At 64.1% G+C, this 25,472-nt stretch carries 23 protein-coding genes; 6 read left to right on the top strand and 17 right to left on the bottom strand.

Annotated features, from left to right (window positions below; genetic code table 11):
* Positions 1-340 precede the first annotated feature (340 nt).
* Positions 341-3,082, bottom strand: coding sequence for a DNA polymerase I (gene polA, locus EC912_RS06190; RefSeq protein WP_132142270.1), 2,742 nt, complete (start codon positions 3,080-3,082; stop codon positions 341-343).
* Between the two features lie 95 nt (positions 3,083-3,177).
* Between polA and EC912_RS19625 the strand changes: the two genes are divergently transcribed.
* Positions 3,178-3,717 (top strand): DUF2782 domain-containing protein, encoded by a 540-nt coding sequence (locus EC912_RS19625; RefSeq protein ID WP_243649168.1) that lies wholly within the window; start codon positions 3,178-3,180, stop codon positions 3,715-3,717.
* Between the two features lie 58 nt (positions 3,718-3,775).
* Here EC912_RS19625 and EC912_RS06180 read toward each other — a convergent pair whose 3' ends face one another.
* Both EC912_RS06180 and EC912_RS06175 read right to left on the bottom strand, forming a co-directional pair.
* A complete protein-coding gene (locus EC912_RS06180) occupies positions 3,776-4,480 on the bottom strand; it encodes a glutathione S-transferase (RefSeq protein ID WP_132142269.1) in 705 nt (234 codons plus the stop codon).
* 45 nt (positions 4,481-4,525) lie between these two features.
* Positions 4,526-5,425: a LysR family transcriptional regulator gene (locus EC912_RS06175; RefSeq protein ID WP_132142268.1), complete on the bottom strand. Its 900-nt coding sequence runs from the start codon at positions 5,423-5,425 to the stop codon at positions 4,526-4,528.
* Positions 5,426-5,516: 91 nt separating this feature from the next.
* On the opposite strand from EC912_RS06175, the gene EC912_RS06170 reads away from it, so the two are divergent.
* On the top strand, positions 5,517-6,518 hold the full coding sequence (locus EC912_RS06170; protein ID WP_132142267.1) for a bile acid:sodium symporter family protein: 1,002 nt from the start codon (positions 5,517-5,519) through the stop codon (positions 6,516-6,518).
* 40 nt (positions 6,519-6,558) lie between these two features.
* Here EC912_RS06170 and purH read toward each other — a convergent pair whose 3' ends face one another.
* The 3 genes from purH to EC912_RS06155 form a co-directional block, all read right to left on the bottom strand.
* Positions 6,559-8,148, bottom strand: coding sequence for a bifunctional phosphoribosylaminoimidazolecarboxamide formyltransferase/IMP cyclohydrolase (purH, locus tag EC912_RS06165; RefSeq protein ID WP_132142266.1), 1,590 nt, complete (start codon positions 8,146-8,148; stop codon positions 6,559-6,561).
* A 69-nt stretch (positions 8,149-8,217) separates the two neighbouring features.
* Positions 8,218-8,499 carry a helix-turn-helix domain-containing protein gene (locus EC912_RS06160; protein ID WP_428993083.1) on the bottom strand — a complete coding sequence of 94 codons (282 nt, stop codon included), beginning with the start codon at positions 8,497-8,499 and terminating at the stop codon, positions 8,218-8,220.
* 172 nt (positions 8,500-8,671) lie between these two features.
* Positions 8,672-9,487, bottom strand: a complete 816-nt coding sequence (locus EC912_RS06155; RefSeq protein WP_132142265.1) for a zinc-ribbon and DUF3426 domain-containing protein — start codon at positions 9,485-9,487, stop codon at positions 8,672-8,674.
* 117 nt (positions 9,488-9,604) lie between these two features.
* On the opposite strand from EC912_RS06155, the gene prmA reads away from it, so the two are divergent.
* Positions 9,605-10,504 carry a 50S ribosomal protein L11 methyltransferase gene (prmA, locus tag EC912_RS06150; protein ID WP_132142264.1) on the top strand — a complete coding sequence of 300 codons (900 nt, stop codon included), beginning with the start codon at positions 9,605-9,607 and terminating at the stop codon, positions 10,502-10,504.
* Positions 10,505-10,698: 194 nt separating this feature from the next.
* On the opposite strand, the gene accC is transcribed toward prmA, so the two are convergent.
* The 7 genes from accC to cutA form a co-directional block, all read right to left on the bottom strand.
* Positions 10,699-12,069, bottom strand: a complete 1,371-nt coding sequence (accC, locus tag EC912_RS06145; RefSeq protein ID WP_132142263.1) for an acetyl-CoA carboxylase biotin carboxylase subunit — start codon at positions 12,067-12,069, stop codon at positions 10,699-10,701.
* A 10-nt stretch (positions 12,070-12,079) separates the two neighbouring features.
* Entirely contained in the window at positions 12,080-12,538 is a 459-nt protein-coding gene (gene accB / locus EC912_RS06140; protein WP_132142262.1) for an acetyl-CoA carboxylase biotin carboxyl carrier protein, read from the bottom strand.
* Between the two features lie 74 nt (positions 12,539-12,612).
* Positions 12,613-13,065, bottom strand: a complete 453-nt coding sequence (gene aroQ, locus EC912_RS06135) for a type II 3-dehydroquinate dehydratase (RefSeq protein ID WP_132142261.1) — start codon at positions 13,063-13,065, stop codon at positions 12,613-12,615.
* Positions 13,066-13,243: 178 nt separating this feature from the next.
* Complete coding sequence (locus EC912_RS06130) at positions 13,244-13,783, bottom strand: DUF1415 domain-containing protein (RefSeq protein WP_132142260.1); 540 nt, start codon at positions 13,781-13,783, stop codon at positions 13,244-13,246.
* 187 nt (positions 13,784-13,970) lie between these two features.
* The gene (locus EC912_RS06125; protein WP_132142259.1) at positions 13,971-14,513 is read right to left on the bottom strand and encodes a TlpA family protein disulfide reductase; all 543 of its coding nucleotides are present in this window, start codon (positions 14,511-14,513) and stop codon (positions 13,971-13,973) included.
* A gap of 1 nt (position 14,514) precedes the next feature.
* Entirely contained in the window at positions 14,515-16,737 is a 2,223-nt protein-coding gene (locus EC912_RS06120; RefSeq protein WP_132142258.1) for a protein-disulfide reductase DsbD family protein, read from the bottom strand.
* Positions 16,738-16,817: 80 nt separating this feature from the next.
* Positions 16,818-17,156 carry a divalent-cation tolerance protein CutA gene (cutA, locus tag EC912_RS06115; RefSeq protein ID WP_132142257.1) on the bottom strand — a complete coding sequence of 113 codons (339 nt, stop codon included), beginning with the start codon at positions 17,154-17,156 and terminating at the stop codon, positions 16,818-16,820.
* Between the two features lie 222 nt (positions 17,157-17,378).
* On the opposite strand from cutA, the gene EC912_RS06110 reads away from it, so the two are divergent.
* Positions 17,379-19,640: a TonB-dependent receptor gene (locus tag EC912_RS06110; RefSeq protein ID WP_132142256.1), complete on the top strand. Its 2,262-nt coding sequence runs from the start codon at positions 17,379-17,381 to the stop codon at positions 19,638-19,640.
* Here the strand turns inward: EC912_RS06110 and EC912_RS06105 are convergent.
* Positions 19,637-20,824, bottom strand: coding sequence for an alpha-D-ribose 1-methylphosphonate 5-triphosphate diphosphatase (locus EC912_RS06105; protein ID WP_243649167.1), 1,188 nt, complete (start codon positions 20,822-20,824; stop codon positions 19,637-19,639). The two genes, EC912_RS06110 and EC912_RS06105, sit on opposite strands and share 4 nt — an antisense overlap.
* Positions 20,825-20,924: 100 nt before the next feature.
* On the opposite strand from EC912_RS06105, the gene phnF reads away from it, so the two are divergent.
* A complete protein-coding gene (gene phnF, locus EC912_RS06100) occupies positions 20,925-21,632 on the top strand; it encodes a phosphonate metabolism transcriptional regulator PhnF (RefSeq protein WP_165973525.1) in 708 nt (235 codons plus the stop codon).
* Between the two features lie 12 nt (positions 21,633-21,644).
* On the opposite strand, the gene EC912_RS06095 is transcribed toward phnF, so the two are convergent.
* The 3 genes from EC912_RS06095 to EC912_RS06085 are packed head-to-tail and all read right to left on the bottom strand — an operon-like array spanning position 21,645 to position 24,857.
* A complete protein-coding gene (locus tag EC912_RS06095) occupies positions 21,645-22,829 on the bottom strand; it encodes a TIGR03364 family FAD-dependent oxidoreductase (RefSeq protein WP_132142253.1) in 1,185 nt (394 codons plus the stop codon).
* Complete coding sequence (locus tag EC912_RS06090; RefSeq protein ID WP_132142252.1) at positions 22,826-24,145, bottom strand: DUF5690 family protein; 1,320 nt, start codon at positions 24,143-24,145, stop codon at positions 22,826-22,828. The genes EC912_RS06095 and EC912_RS06090 overlap by 4 nt, the downstream gene beginning before the upstream one ends.
* A gap of 13 nt (positions 24,146-24,158) precedes the next feature.
* A complete protein-coding gene (locus EC912_RS06085) occupies positions 24,159-24,857 on the bottom strand; it encodes an HAD hydrolase-like protein (RefSeq protein ID WP_132142251.1) in 699 nt (232 codons plus the stop codon).
* 269 nt (positions 24,858-25,126) lie between these two features.
* On the opposite strand from EC912_RS06085, the gene EC912_RS06080 reads away from it, so the two are divergent.
* Complete coding sequence (locus EC912_RS06080) at positions 25,127-25,420, top strand: co-chaperone GroES (protein ID WP_132142250.1); 294 nt, start codon at positions 25,127-25,129, stop codon at positions 25,418-25,420.
* The last annotated feature ends 52 nt before the right edge of the window (positions 25,421-25,472 follow it).

Genomic DNA, 25,472 nt, shown 5'->3' with positions numbered 1-25,472 from the left:
CAAAGAGCGCCCAGGTGCACGAGGTCGCCCCCGTAGTGCGCGAAGAACAAAAAAAAGCCCCGAAAGCCAGGGGAGCCTTCGGGGCTGCGGGCGACGAAACCCAGGGGTGAGGTTCGTCGTCCTGAGGCGGCTTCAGGGAGGTGAAGCCAACCGATGGGACGTCGTTGCGACATCCGAAGGATTAGAGAGCGATGGTGGTCAAAAGTTGCACAGTCGCCCACAAAAAAAATCAGCCGGCATTCATGGGCTGAACAATCAAGCAGATAGGCGGCCCGGATGCCGAAACCGCGTAGCGGCGGCCTCCGGGCGCAACGAAATCTTTACGTCTGGACCCGAGCCGTCAGTGAGCTTCGTCCCAGTTCTTGCCCACACCGATGTCCACCACCAGCGGAACGTGAAGCTCCGCGGCGCCCGACATGCGTTCCCGGACGCCTGCACGTACTTCCTCTACGGCGTCGGCACGCACCTCGAAGACGAGTTCATCGTGCACCTGCATCAGCATGCGGACGTCGTCGCGGGGTTCGATCCACGAAGCGACGGCGATCATCGCCCGCTTGATGATGTCGGCAGCGGTGCCCTGCATGGGCGCATTGACGGCGGCGCGCTCGGCACCGGCCCGGTGTGCCTGGTTTCGCGACGTCAGGTTCTCGAGATAGAGCCGCCGACCGAACAGGGTTTCCACGTAGCCGTCGCGATGGGCCTGGTCGCGCGTGGCGTCCATGAAGGCGCGTACGCCCGGATAACGGGAAAAGTAGCGGCCCATGTAATCGGAGGCTTCGCCGCGGTCGACGCCCAGCTGACGTGCGAGACCGAAGGCGCTCATGCCGTACATCAGGCCGAAGTTGATCGCTTTGGCCGCGCGCCGCTGGTCGGTGGTGACTTCTTCGGGCGCGACGCCAAACACTTCCGCTGCCGTGGCGCGATGCACGTCGCCACCCTCGCGGAAGGCGCGCATCAGCCCTTCGTCGCCGGAGAGGTGCGCCATGATGCGTAGTTCGATCTGCGAATAGTCGGCGGCCATCACCACCCAGCCCTCGGGTGCGACGAACGCCTGACGGATGCGGCGGCCTTCTTCGGTACGTACCGGAATGTTCTGCAGGTTCGGGTCGGAGGAACTGATGCGGCCGGTCGCTACCGCGCCCTGGTGGTAGCTGGTATGCACGCGACCCGTACGCGGATTCACGATGCCGGCGAGCTTGTCGGTATATGTCGAACGTAGCTTCGCCAGGCCGCGATACTCGAGCAGGATGCGCGGCAGTTCGTGCGCATCCGCGATGGCTTCCATCGCTTCCTCGTTGGTCGATGGCTGGCCGGTCGGCGTTTTCACCTTTACAGGCAGTTTCAGTTCGTCGAACAGCACGGCCTGCAATTGCTTGGGCGAGTCGAGGTTGAACGGATGCCCGGCGCTGGCATATGCCTTCTGCTGGAGTTCGACCATGCGCTTGCCGAGATGCTGGCTCTGCTTGCGCAGTTCGTCCGCATCGATGAGTACGCCGCGACGTTCCATGGCGGCGAGTACCGGAACGAGCGGAATCTCGATGTCTTCGTATACCGAGCGAAGTTTCGGCTCGGCCTGCAGCTTCGGCCATAGCGCATGGTGCAGGCGCAGGGTGATGTCGGCATCTTCGGCGGCGTAGCGGCATGCGGTGTCGCAGTCGACCTGCGAAAACGGAATCTGCTTTGCGCCCTTGCCGGCGACCTGTTCGTACTTGATCGTGGTGTAGCCGAGGTAACGGGCCGCCAGCGAATCCATGTCGTGGCGCGTCGCGGTCGCGTTGTATACGTAGGATTCGAGCATGGAGTCGTGGCGCAGCCCGCGCACCGCGATGTCGTAGTGCGACAGGATATTGATGTCGTACTTGCCGTGCTGGCCGACTTTCGGACGATTCGGATCTTCGAAGATGGGCTTCAGCATCGCGAGTACTTCGTCGCGATCGAGCTGCTTCGGCGCGCCCGGATAGTCGTGCCGGAGCGGCACGTAAGCCGCTTTGCCTACTTCGACGCTGAGCGAAAGCCCGACGATTTCCGCCTGCATCGCATCGATGCTGGTCGTTTCGGTGTCGAACGCGATCAGGTCCGCGGTTTCCAGCTTTTCGAGCCATGCGGTGAAGCGGTCCATCGTCATGACCAGCTCATACTCGCCCTCACCGGCGAGCGATCCCTCGGCTGGCGCGGCCGGTCTTGCCGCTGCCGCCGCAGCGGAGGGCGATGGTGCCTGTGATGCCGCCGTGGGCGTGGCGGCGCTGTCCAGGTCGTTCAGGGCGGCCTTGAAACCGTAGCGCGCGTAAAGCTCGCGCAGTGTGTCGACATCGCGATCGCGCATCGTCAGATCGGTCGGTCCCTGATCGAGCGGGACATCGGTACGAATCGTGACCAGCTCGCGCGATAGCGGCAGGCGTGGAATGGCCGCACGCAGGTTTTCGCCGATCTTGCCGCCGATCTTGTCGGCATGCGCGATCAGCTGGTCCAGGTCCGGGTATTCGGCAAGCCATTTCGCCGCTGTCTTCGGGCCGCATTTCTCGACACCGGGAACGTTGTCGACGCTGTCGCCCATCAGGCTCAGGAAATCGACGATCTGCTCCGGGCGCACGCCGAATTTCGAGACCACGCCATCGATGTCCATCGTGGTGTTGGTCATCGTGTTGATCAGCACGATGTGCTGGTTGACCAACTGCGCGAAATCCTTATCGCCCGTTGAAATGATCACGTCGATGCCCTTCGCGGCGGCCTGTACGGCCAGCGTGCCGATGACGTCGTCCGCTTCAACCCCGGGAACGCACAGGATCGGAAAACCGAGCGCGCCGACGATCTTCATCATCGGTTCGATCTGCGCGCGCAGATCGTCGGGCATCGACGGCCGGTTGGCTTTGTATTCGGGGTAAAGATCGTCGCGGAACGTCCGTCCCGGCGCGTCGCAGACGAACGCGACGTAGTCCGAACCGGCCTTCATCGTGGTGCGCAACATGTTGACGATGCCGAACAGCGCGCCGGTCGGCTCGCCTTCCGGGTTCGTCAACGGCGGCAGCGCGTGGAACGCGCGATACAGATACGAGGATCCGTCGATCAGGGTAAGCATGGGCATGGCCGGATTCTCGCACGGGTTGGCGGGAGGATGGCTTCGTTCACGTCTCAACAGGTGGGGCCGCTGGTATGCTCGACGCCTGCACGGAGATCCCTATGAAACGCATCGCCCCCGTTCTCGCCGCCGCGCTCGCTCTCGCCGCCACCTTGCCCGCCGCGGCGCAGGATTCCACGAAGAAGCCCGAGTACAAGCCCGGTCTGCCGCCGCCGACACTGAACGACCCCGGCGTGAAAGCCGGCGAGAAGGACCGGTCCGGCGCTGCGGAAATCCCGCGTCCCGTGCCCTATGACAGCGCCGAAGCGGGCCAGACGACGCCGGCCACTACCGACGCGCAGCCGGCCCCCCGGTCGTCGACCGCGCTGCCCGAAATGCGCGACAACGGTGGCAGCAACGATCGTCGCGGCCAGCCGCCGCCGCAGGTCACCGTTCGCCAGCAGGGCGAAGATCGCGTTGAGGAATATCGTACGGGCGGCAAGCTGTTCATGGTGGTCGTCACGCCGAAGAACGGCGTGCCGCAGACCTATATGGCCGACCAGAACGGCAAGCTGTACCACGACCCGAAAGACGGCCCGGTGAGCCCTGTTTATTACAAGGTTTACGAGTGGGGCGCGGCGCCGAAGCCGGCGGGGCAGTAATTTCGCTCTACTGCTCCGGCTCCCACAGAGAGCCGGAGCGGGCACACCGACAGCGTCGTTAGCCGTCCAGCTCGGGGTAGTGCCGGAAGATACCTGTTTCGTTGAACGGCACGCGGCGTTCCGACGCCAGGTATGCCGCCACGTTCGGCCTCGCTGCCACGCGCTTCGCCAATCCCCGCAGTAGCGGGATTTCCGGGCTGAGTTTCTTCATCGCCTTCGGGAACGCATAGTCCAGCCCGGCGAGTATCTGGAACAGCGACAGGTCGACATACGAATGCTCGCGCAGCGGATAGTTTCCGCCGCCGCGTTCGACGACCGTTTCGAAGTATCCGAGGAATTTCGGGATGCGGTTCTCGCGAAAATCCTTCGCGCGCCGTTTTGCCTCGGCTTTCTGATCCTCGTAATACAGACCGGTCGCGACGGGATGGTGCGTGTCGTGCACTTCGGCGACCAGATCGGTGATTGTCAGTTCGAGCTGGTGCGCGTAGAGCCGCTTCGATTCGCTGGCGGGCACCAGGTCGTGACGCGGTCCCAGGTACTGCAGGATATTCGCCACCTGGGCGATGACGAGCCGTCCCGACTTCAGGAACGGCGGCGCAAAGGGGAGGGCGCCTTCATGGTCGCCGTTGAGCCAGGACATCATCGCGTCGTCGCCTTTCTCGCGAGCGACGTCGATATACGGCGCGCCCGCGTCTTCCAGGCACAGCCTGACGAATTCCCCGCGACCCTGCAGGCCGGTCCAGTAGTAGAGCTCGTAACTCATGGGGTACTCCGGGCGGATGATTCGCCGATCCTGGAGGACGGCCTTTCAATCTCGCGTGACGATGTTCTGTGCGACATCCGCGAGCATGCGCCACACCGTATCGGCGGACGGGCTCAGCGAGCGATGTCGACGACGGACCAGGGTGACCTCGCGCGAAACGACGGGCGTGATGCGCCTTGCGACCAGGTCGTCGGTCAGAGCATCCAGTGAGAGGCCCGGCGTGACGGTGATGCCGAGGCCGGCGGCCACCATGCGAAAGGCGGTCTGCGCGTGGCCGACTTCAATGGCGACGTTCGCGTCGATCTCTTTTTCGGCGAGTGCGTGGTCGATCAGTCGCCGGCTGCCGGACGCATGATCGAGCAACACCAGCGGCTGCCCCCGCAGCATCTTCCAGGACACGCTGGCGCGTGCGGCGAATGCGTGGCTGGCGGGACATACCAGCCAGAACGGATCGCGCAGGATGGTCTGCGTATCGAATTCCTCGTTTGTCGACGGCTCGATCGCCAGCCCGAAGTCGACTTCACCGCCGCGGATCGCGTCGAGGACCTGGGTCTGGCTCTGGTCGCGTAACAGGATGTCGATCTCGGCGTGTTCCGCCGCGCAACGGGCAATGCAGCGCGGCATGATGCTGGCCGACAGCGTGGGCACGGCAGCGATACGTACGCGACCCCGCAGCGGATCGCCCTGCTGCCGGGCATGGGCAAGCACGGCATCCAGGTCGTCCAGCGTGCGGCTAAGCGCGTGTTCGAGATAGCGCCCCGTTTCGGTGGGGACCACCTCGCGTGTGGTGCGATCGAACAGCCGGACCTCGAGTTCCGCTTCCAGGTCCGCGATATGCCGGCTGATGGCGGGCTGGGTGAGATGAACGGCCTCGGCCGCACGCCGGAAATGCCGGTATCGCGCCACCGCGAGGAACGCACGAAGCTGGCGGAGAGTCACGTTCATTCGGTAAATGTATCACCGGATCAGATAAAGCGATTTGTCTTATCAACGGTTCCGCGTTGCAATAGGCGCCTTCCCTTCTGGCCACGCCGCCATGTCTCTTCGCCGCCTCCTGCCCGATGGCTTCACCTGCGCGCTGGTCGCGACGGTGTTGCTGGCCAGTATCCTCCCCTGCCGGGGTGTCGTGGCGCAGGTTTTCGGCGTCGCGACCGACGTCGCTATCGGGCTGCTGTTCTTCCTGCATGGCGCGAAGCTGTCCCGTGAGGCGGTGGTCGCCGGCATGACGAACTGGCGGCTGCATGTCACGGTGCTGGCCAGCACCTTTGCCCTGTTTCCGCTGCTGGGGCTGGCGCTGAAACCGATTCTCTCGCCGCTGGTGACGCCGGAGCTTTACCTCGGCGTGCTGTTCCTGTGCACGCTGCCGTCCACCGTGCAGTCGTCGATCGCGTTCACGTCCATTGCGCGCGGTAACGTGCCCGCGGCGATCTGCTCGGCGTCGGCGTCGAGTCTGCTCGGTATCTTCATCACGCCGTTGCTCGTCGGGCTGGTCATCAGCAGTCATGGCGCCGGTGCGCCGATGTCATGGGAATCCGTCGGGAAGATCGTCATGCAGCTGCTGCTGCCATTCGTCGCCGGACAGGTGGCGCAGCGCTGGATCGGTGCGTGGGTGGCGCGTCATCGCGATCTGGTGAATACCGTCGATCGCGGATCGATCCTGCTGGTCGTCTACACCGCTTTTAGTGCCGCGGTTCTGCAGGGCCTCTGGCACCAGATGCCGTTGCCCGTGCTGGCCGGGCTGGCGGCGGTGAATATCGTCCTGCTCGCGGTCGCGCTGGCGATCACCCGGTACGGCGCGCGCGCGCTGGGTTTCGCGAAGGAGGACGAGATCACGATCGTCTTCTGCGGTTCGAAAAAGAGTCTTGCCGCCGGCGTGCCGATGGCGAATGTGCTGTTCGCGGGGCATCCGCTAGGCACGATCGTGCTTCCGATCATGCTGTTCCACCAGATCCAGCTGATGACCTGCGCGGTGTTGGCGCGGCGTTATGCGATGCGCCATGAGACGCATGTAGAGCCGGTGCTCCAGCACGAGGTGTAGGAGCCCGCAAGCGGGCTCCTACACCAGCGCCGCTGCAACATCAGTGGCGGAAGTGGCGGATGCCTGTGAACACCATGGTCATGTCGTTTTCGTCGGCGGCGGCGATGACTTCGTTGTCGCGCATCGAACCGCCCGGCTGGATGACCGCGCGGATGCCCGCGGCCGCAGCGGCGTCGATGCCGTCGCGGAACGGGAAGAATGCATCCGAGGCCATGGCGCTGCCCGGGACGACCAGCCCGGCTTCCTCGGCCTTGAGGCCGGCGATTTTCGCGCTTACCACGCGGCTCATCTGCCCGGCGCCGATGCCGACAGTGCGGCCGTCCTTTGCATAGACGATGGCGTTGGACTTGACCATTTTCGCGACGCGCCAGGCAAACAGCAGGTCGTCGAGTTCGGTTGCCGTGGGCTGGCGCTTGCTGACGACTTTCAGTTCGTCGCGCGTGACTTCGCGATCGTCGGCGGTCTGGATCAGCAGGCCCGAGCCGACACGCTTCACGTCGTGCGAGTTGCGACCGTCGCCCGGCGGAATTTCGAGGACGCGGACATTCGCTTTCGCGGCGGCGGCTTCGACCGCGCCTGCCTCGACGCTGGGCGCGATCAGTACTTCGACGAACTGGCGCTTCAGGATGACTTTGGCGGTGGCGGCGTCGAGCGGACGATTGAACGCGATGATGCCGCCGAATGCGGACGTGGGGTCCGTCGCGTACGCGAGCTCGTAAGCCGCCAGCGGATCGGCGGCGATGGCGACACCGCAGGGATTGGCGTGTTTGACGATGACGCAAGCGGGCACATCGAACTGGCGCACGCATTCCCATGCCGCGTCGGCATCGGCGATGTTGTTGTACGACAGCTCTTTGCCCTGCAGCTGGCGGAATGTGGCCAGCGTACCGGGCGCCGGATACAGGTCGCGGTAGAACGCGCCGGCCTGATGCGGGTTTTCGCCGTAGCGCAGATCCATCATCTTCACGAAGCGGCCGTTGCTCTGCCCGGGGAAGGTCGCGTGGCTGGCGACTTCCGTATGTGTCTCATTGAGCGTGAGGCCCGACAGATAGTCGCTGATCGCCGCATCGTAGTTCGATACGCGGTTGAACGCGGCGACGGAAAGCCGGAAGCGCGTGGCGCGCGACAGCCCACCCTTCGTTTCGATTTCGCCAAGCGCGGCATCGTACTGGGTGGGGTCGGTCAGTACGCCGACGTCGTTCCAGTTCTTGGCGGCGGCGCGCAGCATCGCCGGACCGCCGATGTCGATGTTCTCGATGGCGTCGTCGAGCGAGGCTTTGCCGTCGGCGACGGTGCGCTCGAACGGATAGAGATTCAGGACCAGCAGGTCGATGGGCTGGATGCCGTGCTCGGCCATGACGGCGTCGTCGATGCCGCGACGTCCGAGAAGACCGCCGTGTACCAGCGGATGCAGCGTCTTGACGCGGCCGTCCATGATCTCGGGGAAGCCGGTAAGGTCGCCGACGTCGCGAACGTTCACGCCAGCATCGCGCAGGGCGCGCGCGGAGCCGCCGGTCGAGAGGATTTCGATGCCATGGGCGGCAAGGCGACGACCCAGTTCGATCAGGCCTTGCTTATCGGAAACGCTGACGAGCGCACGGCGGACGGGGACGAGATCGGGCGAGGGCATGGCGGCTTCCGGGGAGGAAAGCTTGCCATTATAGCCGCCCGGACGGCTGAGCCGGGCGCCGGACGATGCTCAGACCAGGCCGTGGGCCGCGAGCTTCTTGCGCAGCGTGGCGCGATTGATGCCCAGTGCCGCGGCGGCGCGGCTCTGGTTGCCTTCGTGGAACGCGAGTACTTCACGCAGCAGCGGACCTTCCACTTCGCGGATGACCAGGGCATGCAGACCTTCGGAGCATTCGGTATCGCCAATGTCGGCCAGGTAACGACGGACCGTACGGCTGACACATTCGCTGAGTGCACTTTGCATCGAGGTCTCGTTCGCGGCCTCGTTGGCAGGCAGTCTGACAGCGTTCAAGGCAATCCCCTTCGTCACGACGAAGCGACGAGGCGCTCCGGGGCTGGTTATCGGTATGGTCGCGGCGATGCGGCACGGACGCTGGCGCGTCGGTCTTTCGGCTCGCGAAGGGATCGAGTGTACCCGTCCCCGTCGTCGAATTTAAGGCTTGCGAAATAAAAAAATTGCAGCTTCATTCAAAAGCGAACTCGAAAGCGACCGCCTTCTGGCCCGGGTCTTGCACTTCGAACACCATCGCCGAGGTCACGCCGGCTGCCAGCCCGCGCGCACGCGCCGCTGGATCGCCCACGTAGTCTCCAGGCTGGAAGCGACGCATCGCCAACCGTTTACCGTCGACGTCGGCGAGTGTGATCGTTACGGTGGGATAGGGTTGCGCGAAAGCGGCATCGTTTCGCACGCTGGCAGTGATCAGCAGCCCGTCGGGCACCGAAGGATGCGCTTCCACGTCGCGCGCCAACAATCGCAGGCGGTGCGTGTCGCTGACCAGCGGCAGCTCGCAGCCCAGCATGTCGCAGCTCCATTGCAGCCATGGCCCGAATGTGGGGTCGGCAATGAGTGTGTCGCGCTTGGCCCAGGCAAGCTGGCCACCGAGTCCGACGAGCAGGACGACGCATACCATGGTCCAGGCGAAAGCATGCCATGAGCGTCGGCGGCGTTTTGCGAAACGCGGAGTGAATACCAGGTGCGAGAAGTCCTCGCTGGGTGTTTCATCTTCCTTTGCACCGATTCCGTCTTCCGCAGCGGGCTGCTCCTCGGGGGCGGGCGCAGCCTTTGGCCGGAAGACGGCGATGTCCAGTGGCGGCGGGTCCTTGTCGAGATCGTGCACCGGGAGATGGGTGAACGGTTCGGGCGGGAGCTGTTCCGCCAGCGTGCCGAGCGCGTTGAAAACGCCATCGCAATGGCTGCAGCGGACGCAGCCGCACGCGGGCACGAGAAGCGCCGCGTCCAGCTTATATACGGTGAGACACTCGGGACACTGGGTGTACATCCCCCGATTGTAGCCCGAGGTGGCGGGATGTCCGGCTGCGCCTTGCGGACAGGGCCGGTAGAATCCCCCGATCGGCCGGCCCGCTCCCGCGACCGGCCCCCACGCAACGGACACGTCATGCCCTGGCTCGAACTTTCCCTAACCGTCCGCCTCGCGGAGCAGCCGCGCGTCGAATCCGCACTCGAAGATCTCGGCGCGCTGTCCGTCACATTGCAGGATGCCAATGCGGAGACGCCGGACGAAGAGGCGATTTTCGAGCCCGGCGTCGGCGAGCTCCCGCTGTGGAACACGATCGTGCTGAACGCCCTGTTCGAGGCGGAGACGGATCGCCGCGGCCTTACCGAAGCGCTGGCCGACCTGTTGCCCTGGATCGAACCCGCACAACTGGAATACCGCGATGTCGAGGACCAGGACTGGGAGCGAGTCTGGATGGATCGCTTCAAGCCGATGTCGTTCGGTCGCCGGCTCTGGGTCTACCCGTCGAACATCGATCCGCCGGCGGACGACGCCGAAGCCGTCGTGGTGCGTCTGGATCCCGGCCTTGCATTCGGCACGGGGACGCATCCGACGACGGATATGTGCCTGCAATGGCTGGATGGTCAGGATCTGGTGGGCAAGACGGTACTCGACTTCGGCTGCGGCTCGGGCATTCTCGCCATCGCGGCACTGAAGCTGGGTGCCACGCACGCTATCGGCATCGACAACGATCCGCAGGCGGTGATCGCCTCGCGCGACAATGCCGAGCGCAATGGCGTCGAGGGACATCTGGATGTCTATATGCCGGGCGAGGCGCCGAAGGATCTGGCCGACGTGCTGGTCGCCAATATTCTTGCCGGTCCGCTGGGCGAGCTGGCGCCGACCTTCGCCGCGGCGGTGAAGCCGGGCGCGCCGTTCGCGCTGTCGGGCATTCTGGTGGGCCAGCACGAGGAATTGCTGACGCGTTATGCCGAATGGTTCGGCGACCTGGACGTCGCGACGCTGGAAGACTGGGTGAGAATCAGCGGCGTGCGTCTGTAACGATTCTGGCGTTCTCTGTAGGAGCGCGCTTGCGCGCGATTCCTGCGAAGCGAAGAAGGCACGACACCGCTCCCTGACCTAATACGAATAACGCCGCTGGTCCTTTCGGGCCAGCGGCGTTATTCGTTTCACGAAGGTTGCGCTTCGCAGGAATCGCGCGCAGGCGCGCTCCCACAGAAAGCCAGGGGTTTGTCTTAGCTACCGCCCAGCGCAGCCTGTTCCTTCTGTTCGGCCATGCGCTTCTCCAGATAGTGGATGTTCTGTCCACCCAACTGGAAGCCGACGTCGGCCATGATCCGCTGCTGTAGCGGGATATTGCACTTCACGCCTTCGATTACCGTCTCGGTCAGCGCCATGCGCATGCGCGCGATGGCGGTGGCGCGGTCGGGGCCGTGCACGATCAGCTTGCCGATCATCGAATCGTAGTTCGGCGGGATGCGATAGCCGTCGTACAGATGCGTGTCGACGCGCACGCCCGGACCGCCTGGTGCCTCGAAACGCTTCACCGTGCCGGGGCTCGGCATGAACGTATCGGGGTCTTCGGCGTTGATGCGGCACTCGATCGCATGACCGTTGAGGACGATGTCCTCCTGGCGGATCGAGAGCTTCTCGCCACCGGCGATCAGCAACTGCTCGCGAACGAGATCGATACCGGTGACCAGTTCGGTCACGGGATGTTCGACCTGGATACGCGTGTTCATTTCGATGAAGTAGAAATGCCCGTTTTCGTACAGGAACTCGAACGTACCGGCGCCGCGATAGCCGATGCGCAGGCATGCGTCGACGCAGACCTTGCCGATCTGGGCACGCTGCTCGGGCGTGATGCCCGGTGCCGGCGCTTCTTCGACGACCTTCTGGTGGCGGCGCTGCATGGAGCAGTCGCGTTCGCCCAGATGGATCGCGTTGCCCTGACCGTCGGCCAGTACCTGGATTTCCACGTGACGCGGATTTTCCAGGAACTTCTCCATGTACACCTGATCGTTGCTGAAAGCCGCTTTGGCTTCCTGCTTGGTCATGGTGATGGCATTGGCGAGGTGGGCCTCGGTGCGCACGACGCGCATACCGCGACCGCCGCCGCCGCCCGCGGCCTTGATGATGACGGGATAGCCGATTTCCCGGGCAATACGGATGTTTTCATCCGTATTGTCGCCCAGCGGGCCGCCGGAGCCGGGGACGCAGGGTACGCCCGCCGCCTTCATCGCCTTGATCGCCTCGACCTTATCGCCCATCAGGCGAATGACGTCGGCGGTCGGGCCGATGAAGATGAAGCCGGACTGCTCCACCTGTTCGGCGAAGTTGGCGTTCTCGGACAGGAAACCGTATCCCGGATGGATGGCGCCGGCGTCGGTGATCTCCGCCGCCGCGATGATCGCGGGAATGTTGAGGTAGCTCTCGGCCGAGGGGCCCGGGCCGATGCATACCGATTCGTCGGCGAGGCCGACGTGTTTGAGGTTGCGGTCTACCGTGGAGTGCACCGCGACCGTCTTGATGCCCAGCGCGGCGCAGGCGCGCAGGACCCGCAGCGCGATTTCGCCGCGGTTGGCGATGACGACCTTCTCGAGCATGGGCACGGCCTTAGGCGATTACGAACATGGGTTCGTCGAATTCCACCGGCTGACCGTTCTCGACGAGGACGGCAACGACGGTGCCGGAGACATCGGCTTCGATCTGGTTGAACATTTTCATCGCTTCGATGATGCCGATCGTTTCGCCGGCCTGAACCTGCTTGCCAACGACGGCGAATGCCGGCGCGCCCGGCGTGGACGACGCGTAGAACGTGCCGACCATCGGTGCTTTCACGACATGACCGGCCGGCAGTGCATTGGCGGCGACTTCGGCGACCGGCGCGACAGCCACCGGGGCGGCGACGGGCGCGGCCACGGGTGCCGCGATCATCTGCGGTGCCGCGACGGCGACGTTGCCCTTGGGTACACGGGACAGGCGAACGACTTCCTCGCCTTCCTTGATTTCGAGCTCGGCGAGATTCGATTCCTCGAGCAGGTCGATCAGCTTCTTGATCTTGCGCAGGTCCATGGGACAAACCTTCTATGGCTGTGGTCAGGCACGCCGTGGCGCGCCGTGGGTAGGGGTGTCTTGATGAAGCGGAGTCAGGCGGTCGCCGGTGTGGCCAGGCGCGACAGTGCGGCTTCGAGCGCCAGCCGGTAGCTGTCGCCACCGAAGCCGGAGATCACGCCGATCGCGAGGTCCGACAGGTAGGACTTATGACGGAAGGGTTCGCGTGCATGCGGGTTGGACAGGTGGATCTCGATGAACGGGATCGCCACACCGGCCAGCGCGTCGCGGATGGCGACGCTGGTGTGGGTGAAGGCAGCCGGGTTGATCAGGACGATCGCCGTCCCTTCGTCCCGCGCCTGGTGGATGCGGGCGATCAGTTCGTGTTCGGCGTTGGACTGGAACCAGCTCAGGTCATGGCCGGCTGCCTGGGCGCGCGCGGACAGCGACGCGTTGATGTCGGACAGGGTCTCGCGACCGTAGACGTCCGGCTCGCGGACGCCCAGAAGATTGAGGTTCGGTCCATGAAGGACGAGGATCTTTGCCACGGTTACCTCAGGCCAGGGTCCGGGTTACCCGGAACGCGGCGCAGTGTGCGCCTCGCCCATCCCGTTGTCCAGTTCGGCGCAGTTCGCCGCAGTTCGCTGGAGATGGGCGAATTCCAGACGGCGGCGTATGGTAAGTAGACCCCTCGACCTCCTGCACGCAAAGCGGCGCGGAGGCGCCTTAGCGCGACATCAGCTCGTCCCAGCCCGGCTTCCCCAGCTTTATCAGCGTGTCCATGTTTTTCTCGAAGATCGACGCCGCATCGGGGAAGGCGGCTACCGCCCGGTCGATGCTGTCTTCGCGGAGCAGGTGCAGGGTCGGATAGGGCGAGCGATTGCTGAAGTTGGTGATGTCGTCGGGCAGGGTATCGGCGAACTGGTAATCGGGGTGGAAGCTGGCGACCTGGATTTCGCCTTCCAGATCGAGATCCGTCACGGCAGCGTCCGCGACCTCAAGGAATTCGTTGTAATCGAGGAAGTCCGTAAGTACGTGCGGGTGGATGAGCAGGGTCGTGTCGGTCTCGTTCGGCTCGGCATCGCGCAGATATTCCAGTTCGGCCTGCAGATCTTCGAGCAGTGCTTCGGGTGTGGTCGCCTGGCTGACGACATAGCGGACCTGTCCCTTCTGGTGCACGGCCTTGGCGAACGGGCACAGGTTCAGGCCGATCACGGCACGTTCCAGCCATTGGCGGGTGGCGGCGATGACGGTGTCGTTGGTCATGGGATATCCGGAAGCGTGGAAGGTGGCAGCTTATTGTAGGAGCCCGCTTGCGGGCGAAAGCCAACAGGGCGAGGAAGACGGATGCTCACCTCCGCGAGCCCGATCTACGGGCTGCGGATGTCACGCATGGCATCGCCGCTCCGTTGGCTTTCGCCCGCAAGCGGGCTCCTACACGCAAGCAAGCGGGCTATGGGCCGGATCCCAGCCAATCGTCCAGCTCGTCTTCGCCGAGCGCCCCGAGCTTGCTCTTCAGAATGCGTCCGTCCGTCCCGATCAGCACGCTGTACGGCAGCAGCCGCCGGGTATTGCCCATCGAAAGCGACGCGCCGGGTGCATCGCTGGCCGCCAGCACGATCGGATAGTCGACCGGACGTTGGGCGAGATAGGCGCGCACATCGTCCGCGGTGTCCTCGGCGACGCCGACAACCACGATGTTCTGCCCCGCATATTTTTTCTGAGCCGCATTCAACAGCGGCATTTCCTTCCGGCACGGCGCACACCAGCTTGCCCAGAAGTTCAGCAGGACGCGCTTCCCGTTCCAGTCGGCCAGACGATGCGAATGGCCGTCGACATCGACGTAGGAGGCATCGGGTCGTATGTCGCCGATGCCGGCCACGACCACACCGGCTGGCGGCGGGGGAGGTGCCGTGCGCCGGTGCTCGATACAGAAACCCGCGACGGCTGCCACGACAGACAGCGTCACGATCCAGAACGTAGGTCCGCGTGCCACGTCAGTGTGCCGCCGCTTCGAGTGCCGTTTCGACCTTGTCGTAAGTCAGCACGGTAGAAAGCTTGCGACCTTCGCCGCCGCCCTTCGGATAGACGACATAAAGCGGCACGCCGACGGAGTGATACTGCTCGAGGAAGGCGGCGATGGGCGCATTGACGTCGGTCCAGTCGCCCTTCATGTATACCGTGCCCGTGCGTTTCAGCAGCGCGCGGAAGGCGTCGGTATCGAGCACGGCCTTTTCGTTGGCCTTGCAGGTGATGCACCAGTCGGCCGTCATGTCGACAAGAACGGGAACACCGCTCTTGCGCAGTTCGGCGAGTTTCTCTGGTGAATACGGCACCTCGTCGCCTGCGATCGCCGCCATCGGAGCGGCCGGCAGGCGGTACAGGTAATACAGTTGGCTGGCGACGCCCAGCGCGAGAAGCGCGACGAACACGCGTGACCATGTGGCGCGGTCACGGCTGCGTTCGAACCACCACAGCGCCGCGGACAGCATCACCGCACCGACAAGGACCAGGCCGACGGCATCGGCGCCACGCTGCTTGGCCAGCACCCACAGCAACCACACGGCGGTGAGGTACATCGGGAAAGCGAGCGCCTGCTTCAGCGTTTCCATCCAGCGGCCCGGACGTGGCAGCAGGCGTGCCACGGCGGGAACGAAGCCGATGACGAGGAACGGCAGGGCGAGCCCGAGGCCCAGTACGAGGAAGATGAGCAAGGCGACTGCCATCGGTGCCGCGAAGGCGTAGGCAATCGCCGAGCCCATGAAGGGTGCCGTGCAGGGGCTGGCGACGACGACCGCGAGGACGCCGGTGAAGAAATCGCCCGATCGTCCCGAGCGCGAAGCAAGGCCACTGCCGACATTGCCGAGCGACGAGCCGAAGTTGACCACGCCGGACAGCGACAGGCCGACGGCCAGCATGACGTAGACGAGCACCGCGACCAGTACGGGCTGCTGGAACTGGGCGCCCCAGTTCGCGGCATGACCCGCGGCCCGGATGCCGACGACGGCAAGACCGACGGCGGCGAACGAAACCAGCACGCCTGCCGTGTAATACAAGGCGTGGCGACGCGCCTCGACCGGACTTTCTCCGCTTTCGAGGACCGTGATCGCCTTCAGCGACAGTACGGGCAGGACGCAGGGCATCAGGTTGAGGATGAGTCCACCCAGCAGGGCGAGGCCCAGTGCAGCGGCGATACCGACGCTGCCTTCCGCGGCAGCGCCCGGAGGCGGTGGCGTGGGCGCGACGTCGTCGGCGGAGGTGGGCGCCGCAGCGGTCGCTGCGGCGGGAGTGACGATGCTTGCCGTGCCCGCATCCAGATCGAACTTCACCTGCCGGTTCATCACCGGATAGCAGATGCCATTCTCCAGGCAGCCCTGGTAGCCCACGTCCAGCGTGAACGTTTTTGCCTTGTCGGCGCCGATCAGCGGGATCGGCAATTCGACCTGATCGAAGTACACGATCGTGTCGCCGAAATGCTCGTCGTGATGGGCGACGCCGCTCGGCCAGTCCGGTTCGCCAAGCGAAACGCCCGATGCACCGGACACGGCAAGCGTGGTCTTGTCGCGATAAAGGTAATAGTCCTTCGGCATCGTCCAGCGAAGCAGAAGACCGTTGCGGCCTTTCGCGATCGCCTCGAAGCGGAAGGCCCGATCGGCTGGCAACGCCTGTGCGTCGGTACCCGGCAGCGCCGCGGGCGCGCCCAGGAGCGATGCGCCCGAAGGGCTGGCGGCCGGTGCGGCCGGTGCCGCAGGTGTCGCGGGGGCAGCGCCGAGCGTCAGGCTCAGATGTTCGGTGTTGGGCGGATAGCAGATCTTCGGATCGACTTCATGGCAGCCCTGATATTGCACGGACAGTTTCAGGGTCTTCGCGGCCGGATCGGTCAGCGTGTACGGCACCGTGGCCTCGACGTCGCCGTGGTAGATCTCCACGTCGCCGAGGTATTCGTCGTGCTTTTTGATTCCGTCGGGCAGCGCCGGTTCACCCAGCGTTGCCGCGCCGGCATCTTCCGCCTTGATCTTGATCCGCCCGCGATAGAGGTAATAGTCGGGGGCGATCTTCCAGTGCAGTTTCACCACGCCGGGCTGGCTGGCGTCCGGCGTGAGGTGGAAGGCCTGGGTGACGGGCAGCAGGTCGTCGTCGTTCTGCGCGAGTGCCGGGAAGGCGAGCGCGATCAGCGACAGTGCGGCCAGTTTTCTGGCCAGGCGAAAAAATTGCGACATCACGGCTCCACGGTCGGTGCGCGATTCTGGGTCGCGCGAAGTGCATCGGTGATTATGACCGGTGCGGTGGACTTTCGCTTTCACCGCCCCGTGGACGCCCGCACCCAGTCGAGATAGGCCGCGTGACCGCGTTCCACCGGTATGGCGACGATTTCCGGCACTTCGTAAGGATGCAGCTCGATCAGCCGGGCCTGCATGGCGTCGTACCGCCCGGCCGTGGTCTTTATCAGAAGTACAACTTCGTTCTCCGTCTGGACCCGATCGTCCCATCGGTAGGTGGAACGAATTCCCGGAATGATGTTGACGCAGGCGGCCAGACGCTCCTCGACCAGTGCCGTCGCTATGACTTGCGCGGCCGCCGCTTCCCCGCAACCGGTCATTGCGAGGAGAACGCGTTCGGTGTCGTCGTTCGGATTCATGGGCGGGGCTCGGGCGGCAGGGGCATCCACGGTAGCTCCCGCGAGGTCCGGCATCAAAGCCGCAGGGTTGTCTAGACAGCCCGGACGCGCTGTCCACGCCGTGCCCGAGGGAAGACATGTGTCCAAAACCGGGGTGTAACGACCCTCGCGCGTAATGACGGCTGCTTTGAGCCCGTTGTCCGTGCCGGTCGTCAACCTTCCACCCACACAAAAGACATACCGATGAACATGCTCCGCACTTCGCTCAGTCTCGCGCTGCTGGCGGCCCTTGCCGCACCGGTACTCGCCACCGATGGCGTCGTCGAGGGCGATACGTCGTCCCCTGCGGCGTCGACTCGCGCCGCGAAAACGCTGGAAACCGTCTCGGTCGTGGGCCAGAGCGCCACGCGACAGGTCCAGCAGCTGGATAAGCAGCAGATCGACAACGCGACGCCGGGTACCAGCCCGATCCAGATGCTGCAGACGCTGCCCGGCGTGAACTTCGTATCGAACGATCCGTTCGGCACGGACGAATGGTCGTCCCGCATCAGCCTTCGCGGCTTCAATCACACCCAGCTGGGTTACACGCTCGACGGCATTCCGCTGGGCAATACCGACTACCACTCCGGCGACGGTCTCAGCGTGACCCGTGCGTGGATCAGCGAAAATCTGGGCGATCTCGAACTGTCGCAGGGAAGCGGAGGACTGGGCACGGCGTCGACCAGCAATCTGGGCGGCACGGTGCAGTTGCATACGGACGATCCGGCCATGACGCCTGGCGTGCGCGTCAACGCCACCGGCGGCTCCTACGGATTCAAGCGAGGTTTCATTCGCGCCGACACCGGCGATATCGGAGGCTTCAGCGGCTATCTCTCGGGCATGTATGTCGATGCGCCCAAGTGGAAGGGCGAGGACAGCCAGCGCCAGCGCCAGATCAATGCGAAGGCGCTTTACAACTGGACGGGCGGACGCATCACCGCGCTGGTCGATGTGAGTCGTCGGGTCGAGCAGCCGTATCTCGATCTGTCCAAGGATTCGCTGAAGCGCTGCGGTTACAACTTCGACTATCTCGCGCCGGACTGGCAACGCGCGGTCGACATTGCCAATGGCAAGTACAGCGGTTGCGTGACATCCGCGGACGACACGTACTACGCAGGCAACGGTATTCGCCACGACGAACTGGCATCCGTAAAGGGCGAGTTCTTCCTCAACGACCGTCTCACCTTGACGGTCCAGCCGTACTATCACCACGACCTGGGGCAGGGGCACTGGTTCGCGCCGGCAAGCGACCTTCCTTACACGCCTGCACCCGGCGACGAGCCGATCGCGCTGCGTCTCTCGCATTACCTGATGAATCGCGGGGGTCTTACCAGCTCGCTTGCCCTCGATCTCGGCGACCATCGCCTCGAAGGCGGCTTCTGGTTCGAGGACAGCAAGTACACGATTGCCCGCAGTTTCCAGCCCATTCCCGCGCCGGGACCGATCAGTCAGGACACGATCTACGACACGTACTACAACACGCTCTTCCGCCAGCGCTTCACGACACTGACCCGGCAATGGTATCTGCAGGACACCTGGGCGCTGATGGACGATGCGCTGCATATCGATGCGGGATTCAAGGGCCATGACGTGACCACCCGTGCCGTGGCGCTGCTGCCCGGTCGCGCAAGCGGCACGCTGAGTGCGCAGAGCGATTTCCTTCCGCAGATCGGCGCCAACTATCGTTTCGGCAATGGCTTCGAATCGTTCGCCTCGTTCACCATGAACCAGAACGCTTTCGAGCCGGGCGCCGCGGGCGCGTGGTCGTCAACGCAGAAAACGTTCGACGCCCTGGCGGGAAGTCTTCATCCGGAGCGTTCGAGCAACAGCGAGATCGGCCTGCGTTACATCGATCGCACGGTGCAGTCGTCGCTTGCGCTGTACAACATCGATTTCAAGAACCGGCTCCTCGTGATCGTTCCCTGTGCCGGTGTGGTGAGCTGTCCGAATCAGATCGCCAATGTCGGCAGGGTCAATTCAAAAGGTGCGGAGTTCACCTATGTCTGGCAGCCGACGGATGCGTTCCGCTGGTTCAACTCGGCCACGTACAACGATGCGAAATACCGCGATAACTACCTGGATGCCGGCGCGCTCATTGCCACGCGCGGCAAGACCGTCGTCGATTCGCCGAAGACGATGTTCGCCAGCGACGTGTCGTATACGTTCGGGGAGTTTCGCGCGCGGCTCGGCGCGAAGTACACGGGTGCGCGTTACTACACGTACGTCAACGACCAGCGGGTACCCGGCTTCTGGCTGATGGACGCGGGTCTGTCGTGGGAACGCAAGAACCTTGGTTTCGCGAAGTCGCTGAAAGTGTCGCTGACGGTCAGCAACCTGCTAGACAAGAAGTACATCGCGACGATCGACAGCAACGGCTTCACGACCTCCGACCCCAACGGCACCTTCCAGACGCTGCTTACCGGATCGCCCCGCCAGGGATTCCTGAGCGTGGATATGACGTTCTAGAAATGCCGGATGCCTTCGACCCAGACGCTACGTGCGATGGGTTGATCGCCGTGCATGTGCACGCGAAGCAGATCGGCTCGCGTGTTCGACGCGATGCGGCCGCGGTCGGTGAAACCGAGCGCGGCCGCAGGCGTCTGACTCACCGTGGCGATGGCTTCGGGTAAGGTCCAACCGGCTTGTCGATGCAGGATGAACGCACCCTGCAGCAGGCTCGCGGGCATGTAATCAGACGAAAGGATGTCGAGGCAGTGCGCCTGGGCAAGATCGAAAGCGGCGACGTTGCCCGCGTGCGAACCGCCCCGAACGAGATTGCCCGCACCGGCGACGATGCCAAGCCCCGCGGCGCGGGCGTGACGCGCGGCTTCGAGCGTGGTGGGAAATTCGCAAAGGCTGGCGCCCGCCGCGACGGCATCGTCGACGTGTGCTACTTCGGTATCGTCGTGACTGGCCAGCGGGACGGGGTGTCCGCTTAACAGGCGGAGGACGTCGGCGAGCTGCCGGTCGCGATACCTGTGTTGTTGATCGCGACGCTGCTCCAGCAGTTGTCCGAATTCGTCGTCGTTCCAGCGCAGGCCATTGCGGCTGTAGTAGGTACGGTACTGATCGACGTCCCGATACTGTCGTTGGCCTGGCGTGTGATCCATGAGGGAAAGCAGGCGCAGGTCGGGTCGCCCGATGAGCGGTTCCAGCAAGCCGGGCAAACCGGGCCAGCTGAGTTCGCAGCGAAGATGCAGGTAGTGGTCGCAACGAAGCAGACGATGCGTCCGCGCCTCGTCGAGTGCATCGAGCGAGTTCCGCAAGGTATCGAAGCGGCCGCCGCCCTGCTCCAGATCGCCGAGCGATATGGCGTCGAGTACCGTGGTAATGCCGGCGGCCAGCAATTGCGCATCGTGTGCGAGAAAGGCGGGCAGCGCGGGCCAGGTCACTCCCGCGCGTGGCATCAGATGTTTCTCGAGATTGTCGGTATGCAGCTCGACCAGGCCGGGCAGAAGAAAGTCGCCGTCGAAATCGATAGCCTCCTCGTGCATCCGGCGTCCGGTATGGATGCGTGCGATCCGGCCCCCTTCGACATCGACGCCTCCCTCGATTACGCCGTCGCGAAGCACGACCCTTGCGCCGACGATCGACCACGGCGGCGGGCCTTTCTTTGCATCTGTCACCGATCTGAAAGCTGTCTGCTGCACACTCGAATCCGTACGCCTGTGATCATGGGCAAGTTTGCGCGAGCAAGATGCAATGAACATGACATGCCAGGGGATGATCCCGCCGGACCGGACATGCGACATGCCCGTATGGCGACAGATCGAGCAGCGGATTCTCGAGCGGATTCGGGACGGGAGCCTGCGCGGAGGAGAGCGGCTGCCTTCCGCGCTGGAGCTGGCGCGGCAGCTGAAGGTCAACCGGCATACCGTCCGACGTGCCCTGGGCGAGATGACGGGGAACGGTGTCCTGCTTACTGCTCCCGGCGGCGGCCTGCGCGTTCGCGAGGAATGCTACGACTACGTCATCGGACGCAAGACCAGCTTCAGCCGCAACATGCACAATCTGAATGTCGCGGCCGGCAATAAAGTGCTTGCGACGGGTCTGGTGACGCCGCCACCGCGCGTTGCGGCGGCACTCGCGCTGGCGCGGGGCGAGCGGGCCTGGTGGATCGAATCCTCGGCTTATGCCGAGCAGTGTGTCGTCGACCACAGTCAGGCGTGGTTCCCGGCGGCGCGGTTCCCACGATTGGACGCGATTTACGAGCGCACGGGCTCGGTGAGTCGCACCCTGGCGGAATTCGGTATCGCGGACTATTTCCGTAGCTATACGAAAGTCAGCGCGCGACTGCCGGATGCCGCGACGGCGCGCGTACTCGGTCAGTCGCCCGGGCTTCCCGTGCTGGAGGTGGAGTCGCTGAATGCGGACGGCCAGAACATGCCCGTGCAGTATGGATTGACCTGTTTTGCTTCCGAGCGCGTGCAACTGGTGATGTCGACCGGCGATCGCTGAGCCGGTTTCGGGTCAGGCGCCGACCGCCGTGCGGATATCGGTTTCGACAGGGTCCGCACGGCGCGATCCGGCTACGATTTCTTCGGCCAGTCCGAACGACAGCGTCATGCCGAGACCGCCTAAGCCATTGACCACGAGGACACCGGACTCGGGTTCGAGCACCATCTCGGTCCCGCCGTCGGTTCGCTTCGCGTAAACGCCGTGCCAGCTCTGCTTCAGTTCCCAATGCGGGAGCACCATGAGGCGTTCCAGGTAGGCGAGGACCTTGCGATTGATATGCGCTTCGTCGAACGGCTCGACGGTATGGCTGTATTCGTGCGAGTCGCCGATGGTGATTTCTCCCGCACCGTTTTGCGCGGCCATGACGTGAATACCCAGCTTGAGAAGGTCGCCCTGCTCGCGTTGGTAGCGTTCGCGCAATGCGGTCACGCCGGCCGCTTCGGCGAAGCCCGTGTAGTGAACCATCGACAGGCCGGTGCACAGGACGGGACCCAGTCTGACATCGGCTGGTTGCGCAGCTAGCCGCATCATTTGCAGTTTGCAGCGGGTGATCGGTTGCTGCGCGAACAGGTCCGGATAAAGCAGTTCGAAGTCTGCGCCTCCCGCGACGACGATCAGGTCGGCGGATGCGATGCGCTGCCGACCCGACCAGGTGTGCGGATAGTCGACACGGGTAATCGGCCGCTTCCAGTTGAACCGGACGCCGTAACGTTGTTCCAGCCAGTCGGGCAGGCGGCGTATCGCGCTACGTGCATCGATGGTCATTTCATCGCCGCTGAAAAGCGCGCCGCGAAGATGGCTTGCATTGACGGCGGGTGCGAGACGCAATGTTTCCGCCGCGCTGAGCATCCGGCACGAGCGACGCTGCCCATTGATGTTCGCGTAGTCTTCCATGGCGCCCAGTTCGTCGTCCTGCCATGCGACGTGCAGGCAGCCAGACGGGTCGTGCCATTCGCCCGTGGCCTCGCAGAATGCTTTCCAGACAGCTCGCGAACGCATCGCACGCTCGTAAAGTTTGCCGTTGGGCACGCCGATAGGCCAGATCGTGCCGAAGTTCCGGACCGAAGCGCCAGTCGCGCGTTCGTGCCGCTCGTAAACCGTGACCTGATAGCCGTCCTCGGCGAGTGCGCGCGCCATGGCCAGGCCGACAATGCCTGCGCCGATCACGATCGCGCTACGTGTCTTTCCGTTCGTCATACTCGGGTGCTTTCCATCATGAATAGAGCCGGCGCGGGAACGTGCGCGTTCTGCCGGCCATGGCGCCGGAACCAGTGCGCGGCAAGAGAGATGAGTACGATGCCGGCCATGCTGCATAACAGGACGGCTCGTATGAAGAATTCGGTCCAGTTGAGGTGCAATCCACCGAACTGTTTGATCAGCAGCATGGCGACGCTGCCCAGATAGCCGGATGCATCGGCGAGATACATCACGAACGACGCGGTGCCGACGACACGGAAACTCGCCATGACGCGTTCGAAGTACATGCAGTTGAGCGGCACGTAAGCCAGATAGAGACCGAGACCGACAAAGGTCATCCATGCCATCGGGGTCAGCATGTGCTCGACGAAGGCCATCGTGGCGAGTCCCGCGCAGACGAGGCCGCCGCCGATGAGTGCGTGATTGAGCATCAGGGCGCGCATGTTGTCGCGAACCAGGCATAGCAGCGCGGTCATCGTCAGTACGCCTATGCCGATCGGTGTGTCGACTTCGCCGAAGACCGTCGCGCTCGAACCGAGTCCTAGTTCGCGAAAGATTTCCGTATCGAAATTTTCGCGAAAATCGCGCAGCACCGTCAGCAGAACGTATAGCGTGATGACCGGCACGAGTGCGGGAAGAAACCGGCGAACGAATGCCTTTCTCGCGGCGCGGTCCATCTGGCCGCGCGGTGCGCGGGCGGCGATGTCCGCGTCGTCGGGTGGCGGCATGCGCGAAATCACGTGCAGTGAAAACAATAGCGGCGGTATGAAGACCAGGCCGGTCAGGAAGGGCATCCAGTGTTGGCTCACGCCCGCCAGCAGCATGGCTTTGCCTACGCCTTTGACCACGCCCGATGCAAAGATGAAGCTGGATGCGAGGATGGCCCCCATCAGTTCCGTCGCGCGTCTGCCTTCGATGAAACCGAAGACCAGGCCCCAGACCATGCCCAGCGGTATGCCGTTGAGGAACAGGCACACGATGCCCGCGACGGGCGGCAGCGTGGCGAAGCCGAGCAGCGCGATCCAGGAGAGTCCGATGAGCACGAGGATATGCCGCGCCCGGTGCGCGGTCTGCAATTCAGGCACAAGGCGGATACCCCAGAGCTTGCTCAGCGCATAGCCCAGCACCTGGGCCATCACCAGCCAGACTTTGTAGTCGATGCCCAGCCATGTCATGCCGTCGTAGCTGCCCGCGCTGAACGGCTTGCGGAACGCGTACATGCACAGGTACGTGGAAAAGGCGGCAAGGCCCGCGGCGACGGGCAGCATGCCAGCGGGCCAGCGTTCCGGCGAAGTCCACCCGGTAGCGATGCGCATGGCGCGCGCTCCTTTAGCGGGTCTGGCCGGGGACGAACGAAGCGAGCAGGGGTGGCAGCTCGGCCAGGCTGTCGAGCAGGGCATCGGGCTGGTAAGGCTCGAGTTGCTCCCGGCCATACGCACCCGTCGTGACGGCGATCACCAGTCCGCAGCCCGCACGGCGTCCTTCCCGGATATCCACTTCCGTATCGCCCACCTTCACGACGCGGCGCGGATCGGTGACGCCGTTGCGCAGCATGAGTTGCCGGATCATGTCCGGGGCGGGACGCCCTTCGGCCACCTGGTCGGCCGAGGTGGCATCGTCGATAAGTCCGCGAGTCCGCCAGCCGAAGCGGCCGATCAGCGTCTCGGCGATGTCGCGGGAGAACGCCGTGTTCACGGCGACGCGGATGCCGGCACCGCGCAATTGCGCGAAAACGTCTTCGGCGCCGGCCATCGGGCGCACGTCATTGCCGTTCCGGTAGCAATGCAGCATGCGTTCGACGAAGTCCGCATGGACAGCATCGACCTGCGCATCGTCGGCCGCGAAATCGTGCTCGCTGAGCAGGCTGCGAATGGCCGCCGGCTTGGTGTAGCCCATGAGCAGGCGCACCTTGGCCGCGCTCACCTGGCAACCGAAGGCGCCCAGGGCTTCGGTGAGTGCCTGGGTGACCAGGTCCGGGTCGTGCACCGTGGTGCCCGCCATGTCGAAAACCGCCAGTTCGAATGCCATACCGCCTCCGTCATAATGCGAAGGCATGCTGGCAGCGGGCGATGGCGCGCGAATGACGTGGGGCCGACAACGCGGGCCGGTTGTCTAGGCGGGATGCAAGGAATTCGCGGCGCCCCCTTGATCCCCGCCACCGCGACGCCATCTGTGCTGGGACCGCAAACCTCTTCCGATAAAGGAAAGATTGCGGCTAAAATTCTGGCACTCACCCGGGCCAAGTGCTAACAGGGTGATGTTTTTTCCTTTCAAGTCAACTACATGGTGAAATAGTCATGAGCAAACTGCGCCCGCTGCACGATCGCGTCATCGTCAAGCGTCTGGAAGAAGAGCGTGTTTCGGCCGGTGGCATCGTCATCCCGGACAGCGCGACCGAAAAGCCCACCCGCGGCAAGGTCATCGCGGCCGGTAACGGCCTGATCCTGGCCGGTGGTCAGCTGCGTCCGATGGGCGTCAATGAAGGCGACGTCGTCCTGTTCGGCAAGTACGCCGGCCAGGAAATCAAGGTCGACGGCGAAGATCTGGTCTTCCTGAAGGAAGACGACATCGTGGCGGTTATCGAGGGCTGAGCTTCGCTCGCCGCGTAACCCCCGATCCAACCCCATCTATTTACGAGGATTT

It is taken from the genome of Luteibacter rhizovicinus (genome assembly GCF_004342265.1).
Lineage (GTDB): Bacteria > Pseudomonadota > Gammaproteobacteria > Xanthomonadales > Rhodanobacteraceae > Luteibacter > Luteibacter rhizovicinus_B.
Note: the sequence above shows the minus strand (reverse complement) of the source record. Positions and strands in the feature narration are given on the sequence as shown.

What these genes read in the sequence shown, in the direction of transcription:
- polA (WP_132142270.1), bottom strand. Translation starts at nt 3,082, where the DNA reads ATGCCCATGCTTACCCTGATCGACGGATCCTCGTATCTGTATCGCGCG.
- EC912_RS19625 (WP_243649168.1), top strand. Translation starts at nt 3,178, where the DNA reads ATGAAACGCATCGCCCCCGTTCTCGCCGCCGCGCTCGCTCTCGCCGCC.
- EC912_RS06180 (WP_132142269.1), bottom strand. Translation starts at nt 4,480, where the DNA reads ATGAGTTACGAGCTCTACTACTGGACCGGCCTGCAGGGTCGCGGGGAA.
- EC912_RS06175 (WP_132142268.1), bottom strand. Translation starts at nt 5,425, where the DNA reads ATGAACGTGACTCTCCGCCAGCTTCGTGCGTTCCTCGCGGTGGCGCGA.
- EC912_RS06170 (WP_132142267.1), top strand. Translation starts at nt 5,517, where the DNA reads ATGTCTCTTCGCCGCCTCCTGCCCGATGGCTTCACCTGCGCGCTGGTC.
- purH (WP_132142266.1), bottom strand. Translation starts at nt 8,148, where the DNA reads ATGCCCTCGCCCGATCTCGTCCCCGTCCGCCGTGCGCTCGTCAGCGTT.
- EC912_RS06155 (WP_132142265.1), bottom strand. Translation starts at nt 9,487, where the DNA reads ATGTACACCCAGTGTCCCGAGTGTCTCACCGTATATAAGCTGGACGCG.
- prmA (WP_132142264.1), top strand. Translation starts at nt 9,605, where the DNA reads ATGCCCTGGCTCGAACTTTCCCTAACCGTCCGCCTCGCGGAGCAGCCG.
- accC (WP_132142263.1), bottom strand. Translation starts at nt 12,069, where the DNA reads ATGCTCGAGAAGGTCGTCATCGCCAACCGCGGCGAAATCGCGCTGCGG.
- accB (WP_132142262.1), bottom strand. Translation starts at nt 12,538, where the DNA reads ATGGACCTGCGCAAGATCAAGAAGCTGATCGACCTGCTCGAGGAATCG.
- EC912_RS06130 (WP_132142260.1), bottom strand. Translation starts at nt 13,783, where the DNA reads ATGACCAACGACACCGTCATCGCCGCCACCCGCCAATGGCTGGAACGT.
- EC912_RS06120 (WP_132142258.1), bottom strand. Translation starts at nt 16,737, where the DNA reads ATGTCGCAATTTTTTCGCCTGGCCAGAAAACTGGCCGCACTGTCGCTG.
- cutA (WP_132142257.1), bottom strand. Translation starts at nt 17,156, where the DNA reads ATGAATCCGAACGACGACACCGAACGCGTTCTCCTCGCAATGACCGGT.
- EC912_RS06110 (WP_132142256.1), top strand. Translation starts at nt 17,379, where the DNA reads ATGAACATGCTCCGCACTTCGCTCAGTCTCGCGCTGCTGGCGGCCCTT.
- phnF (WP_165973525.1), top strand. Translation starts at nt 20,925, where the DNA reads ATGCCCGTATGGCGACAGATCGAGCAGCGGATTCTCGAGCGGATTCGG.
- EC912_RS06095 (WP_132142253.1), bottom strand. Translation starts at nt 22,829, where the DNA reads ATGACGAACGGAAAGACACGTAGCGCGATCGTGATCGGCGCAGGCATT.
- EC912_RS06090 (WP_132142252.1), bottom strand. Translation starts at nt 24,145, where the DNA reads ATGCGCATCGCTACCGGGTGGACTTCGCCGGAACGCTGGCCCGCTGGC.
- EC912_RS06085 (WP_132142251.1), bottom strand. Translation starts at nt 24,857, where the DNA reads ATGGCATTCGAACTGGCGGTTTTCGACATGGCGGGCACCACGGTGCAC.
- EC912_RS06080 (WP_132142250.1), top strand. Translation starts at nt 25,127, where the DNA reads ATGAGCAAACTGCGCCCGCTGCACGATCGCGTCATCGTCAAGCGTCTG.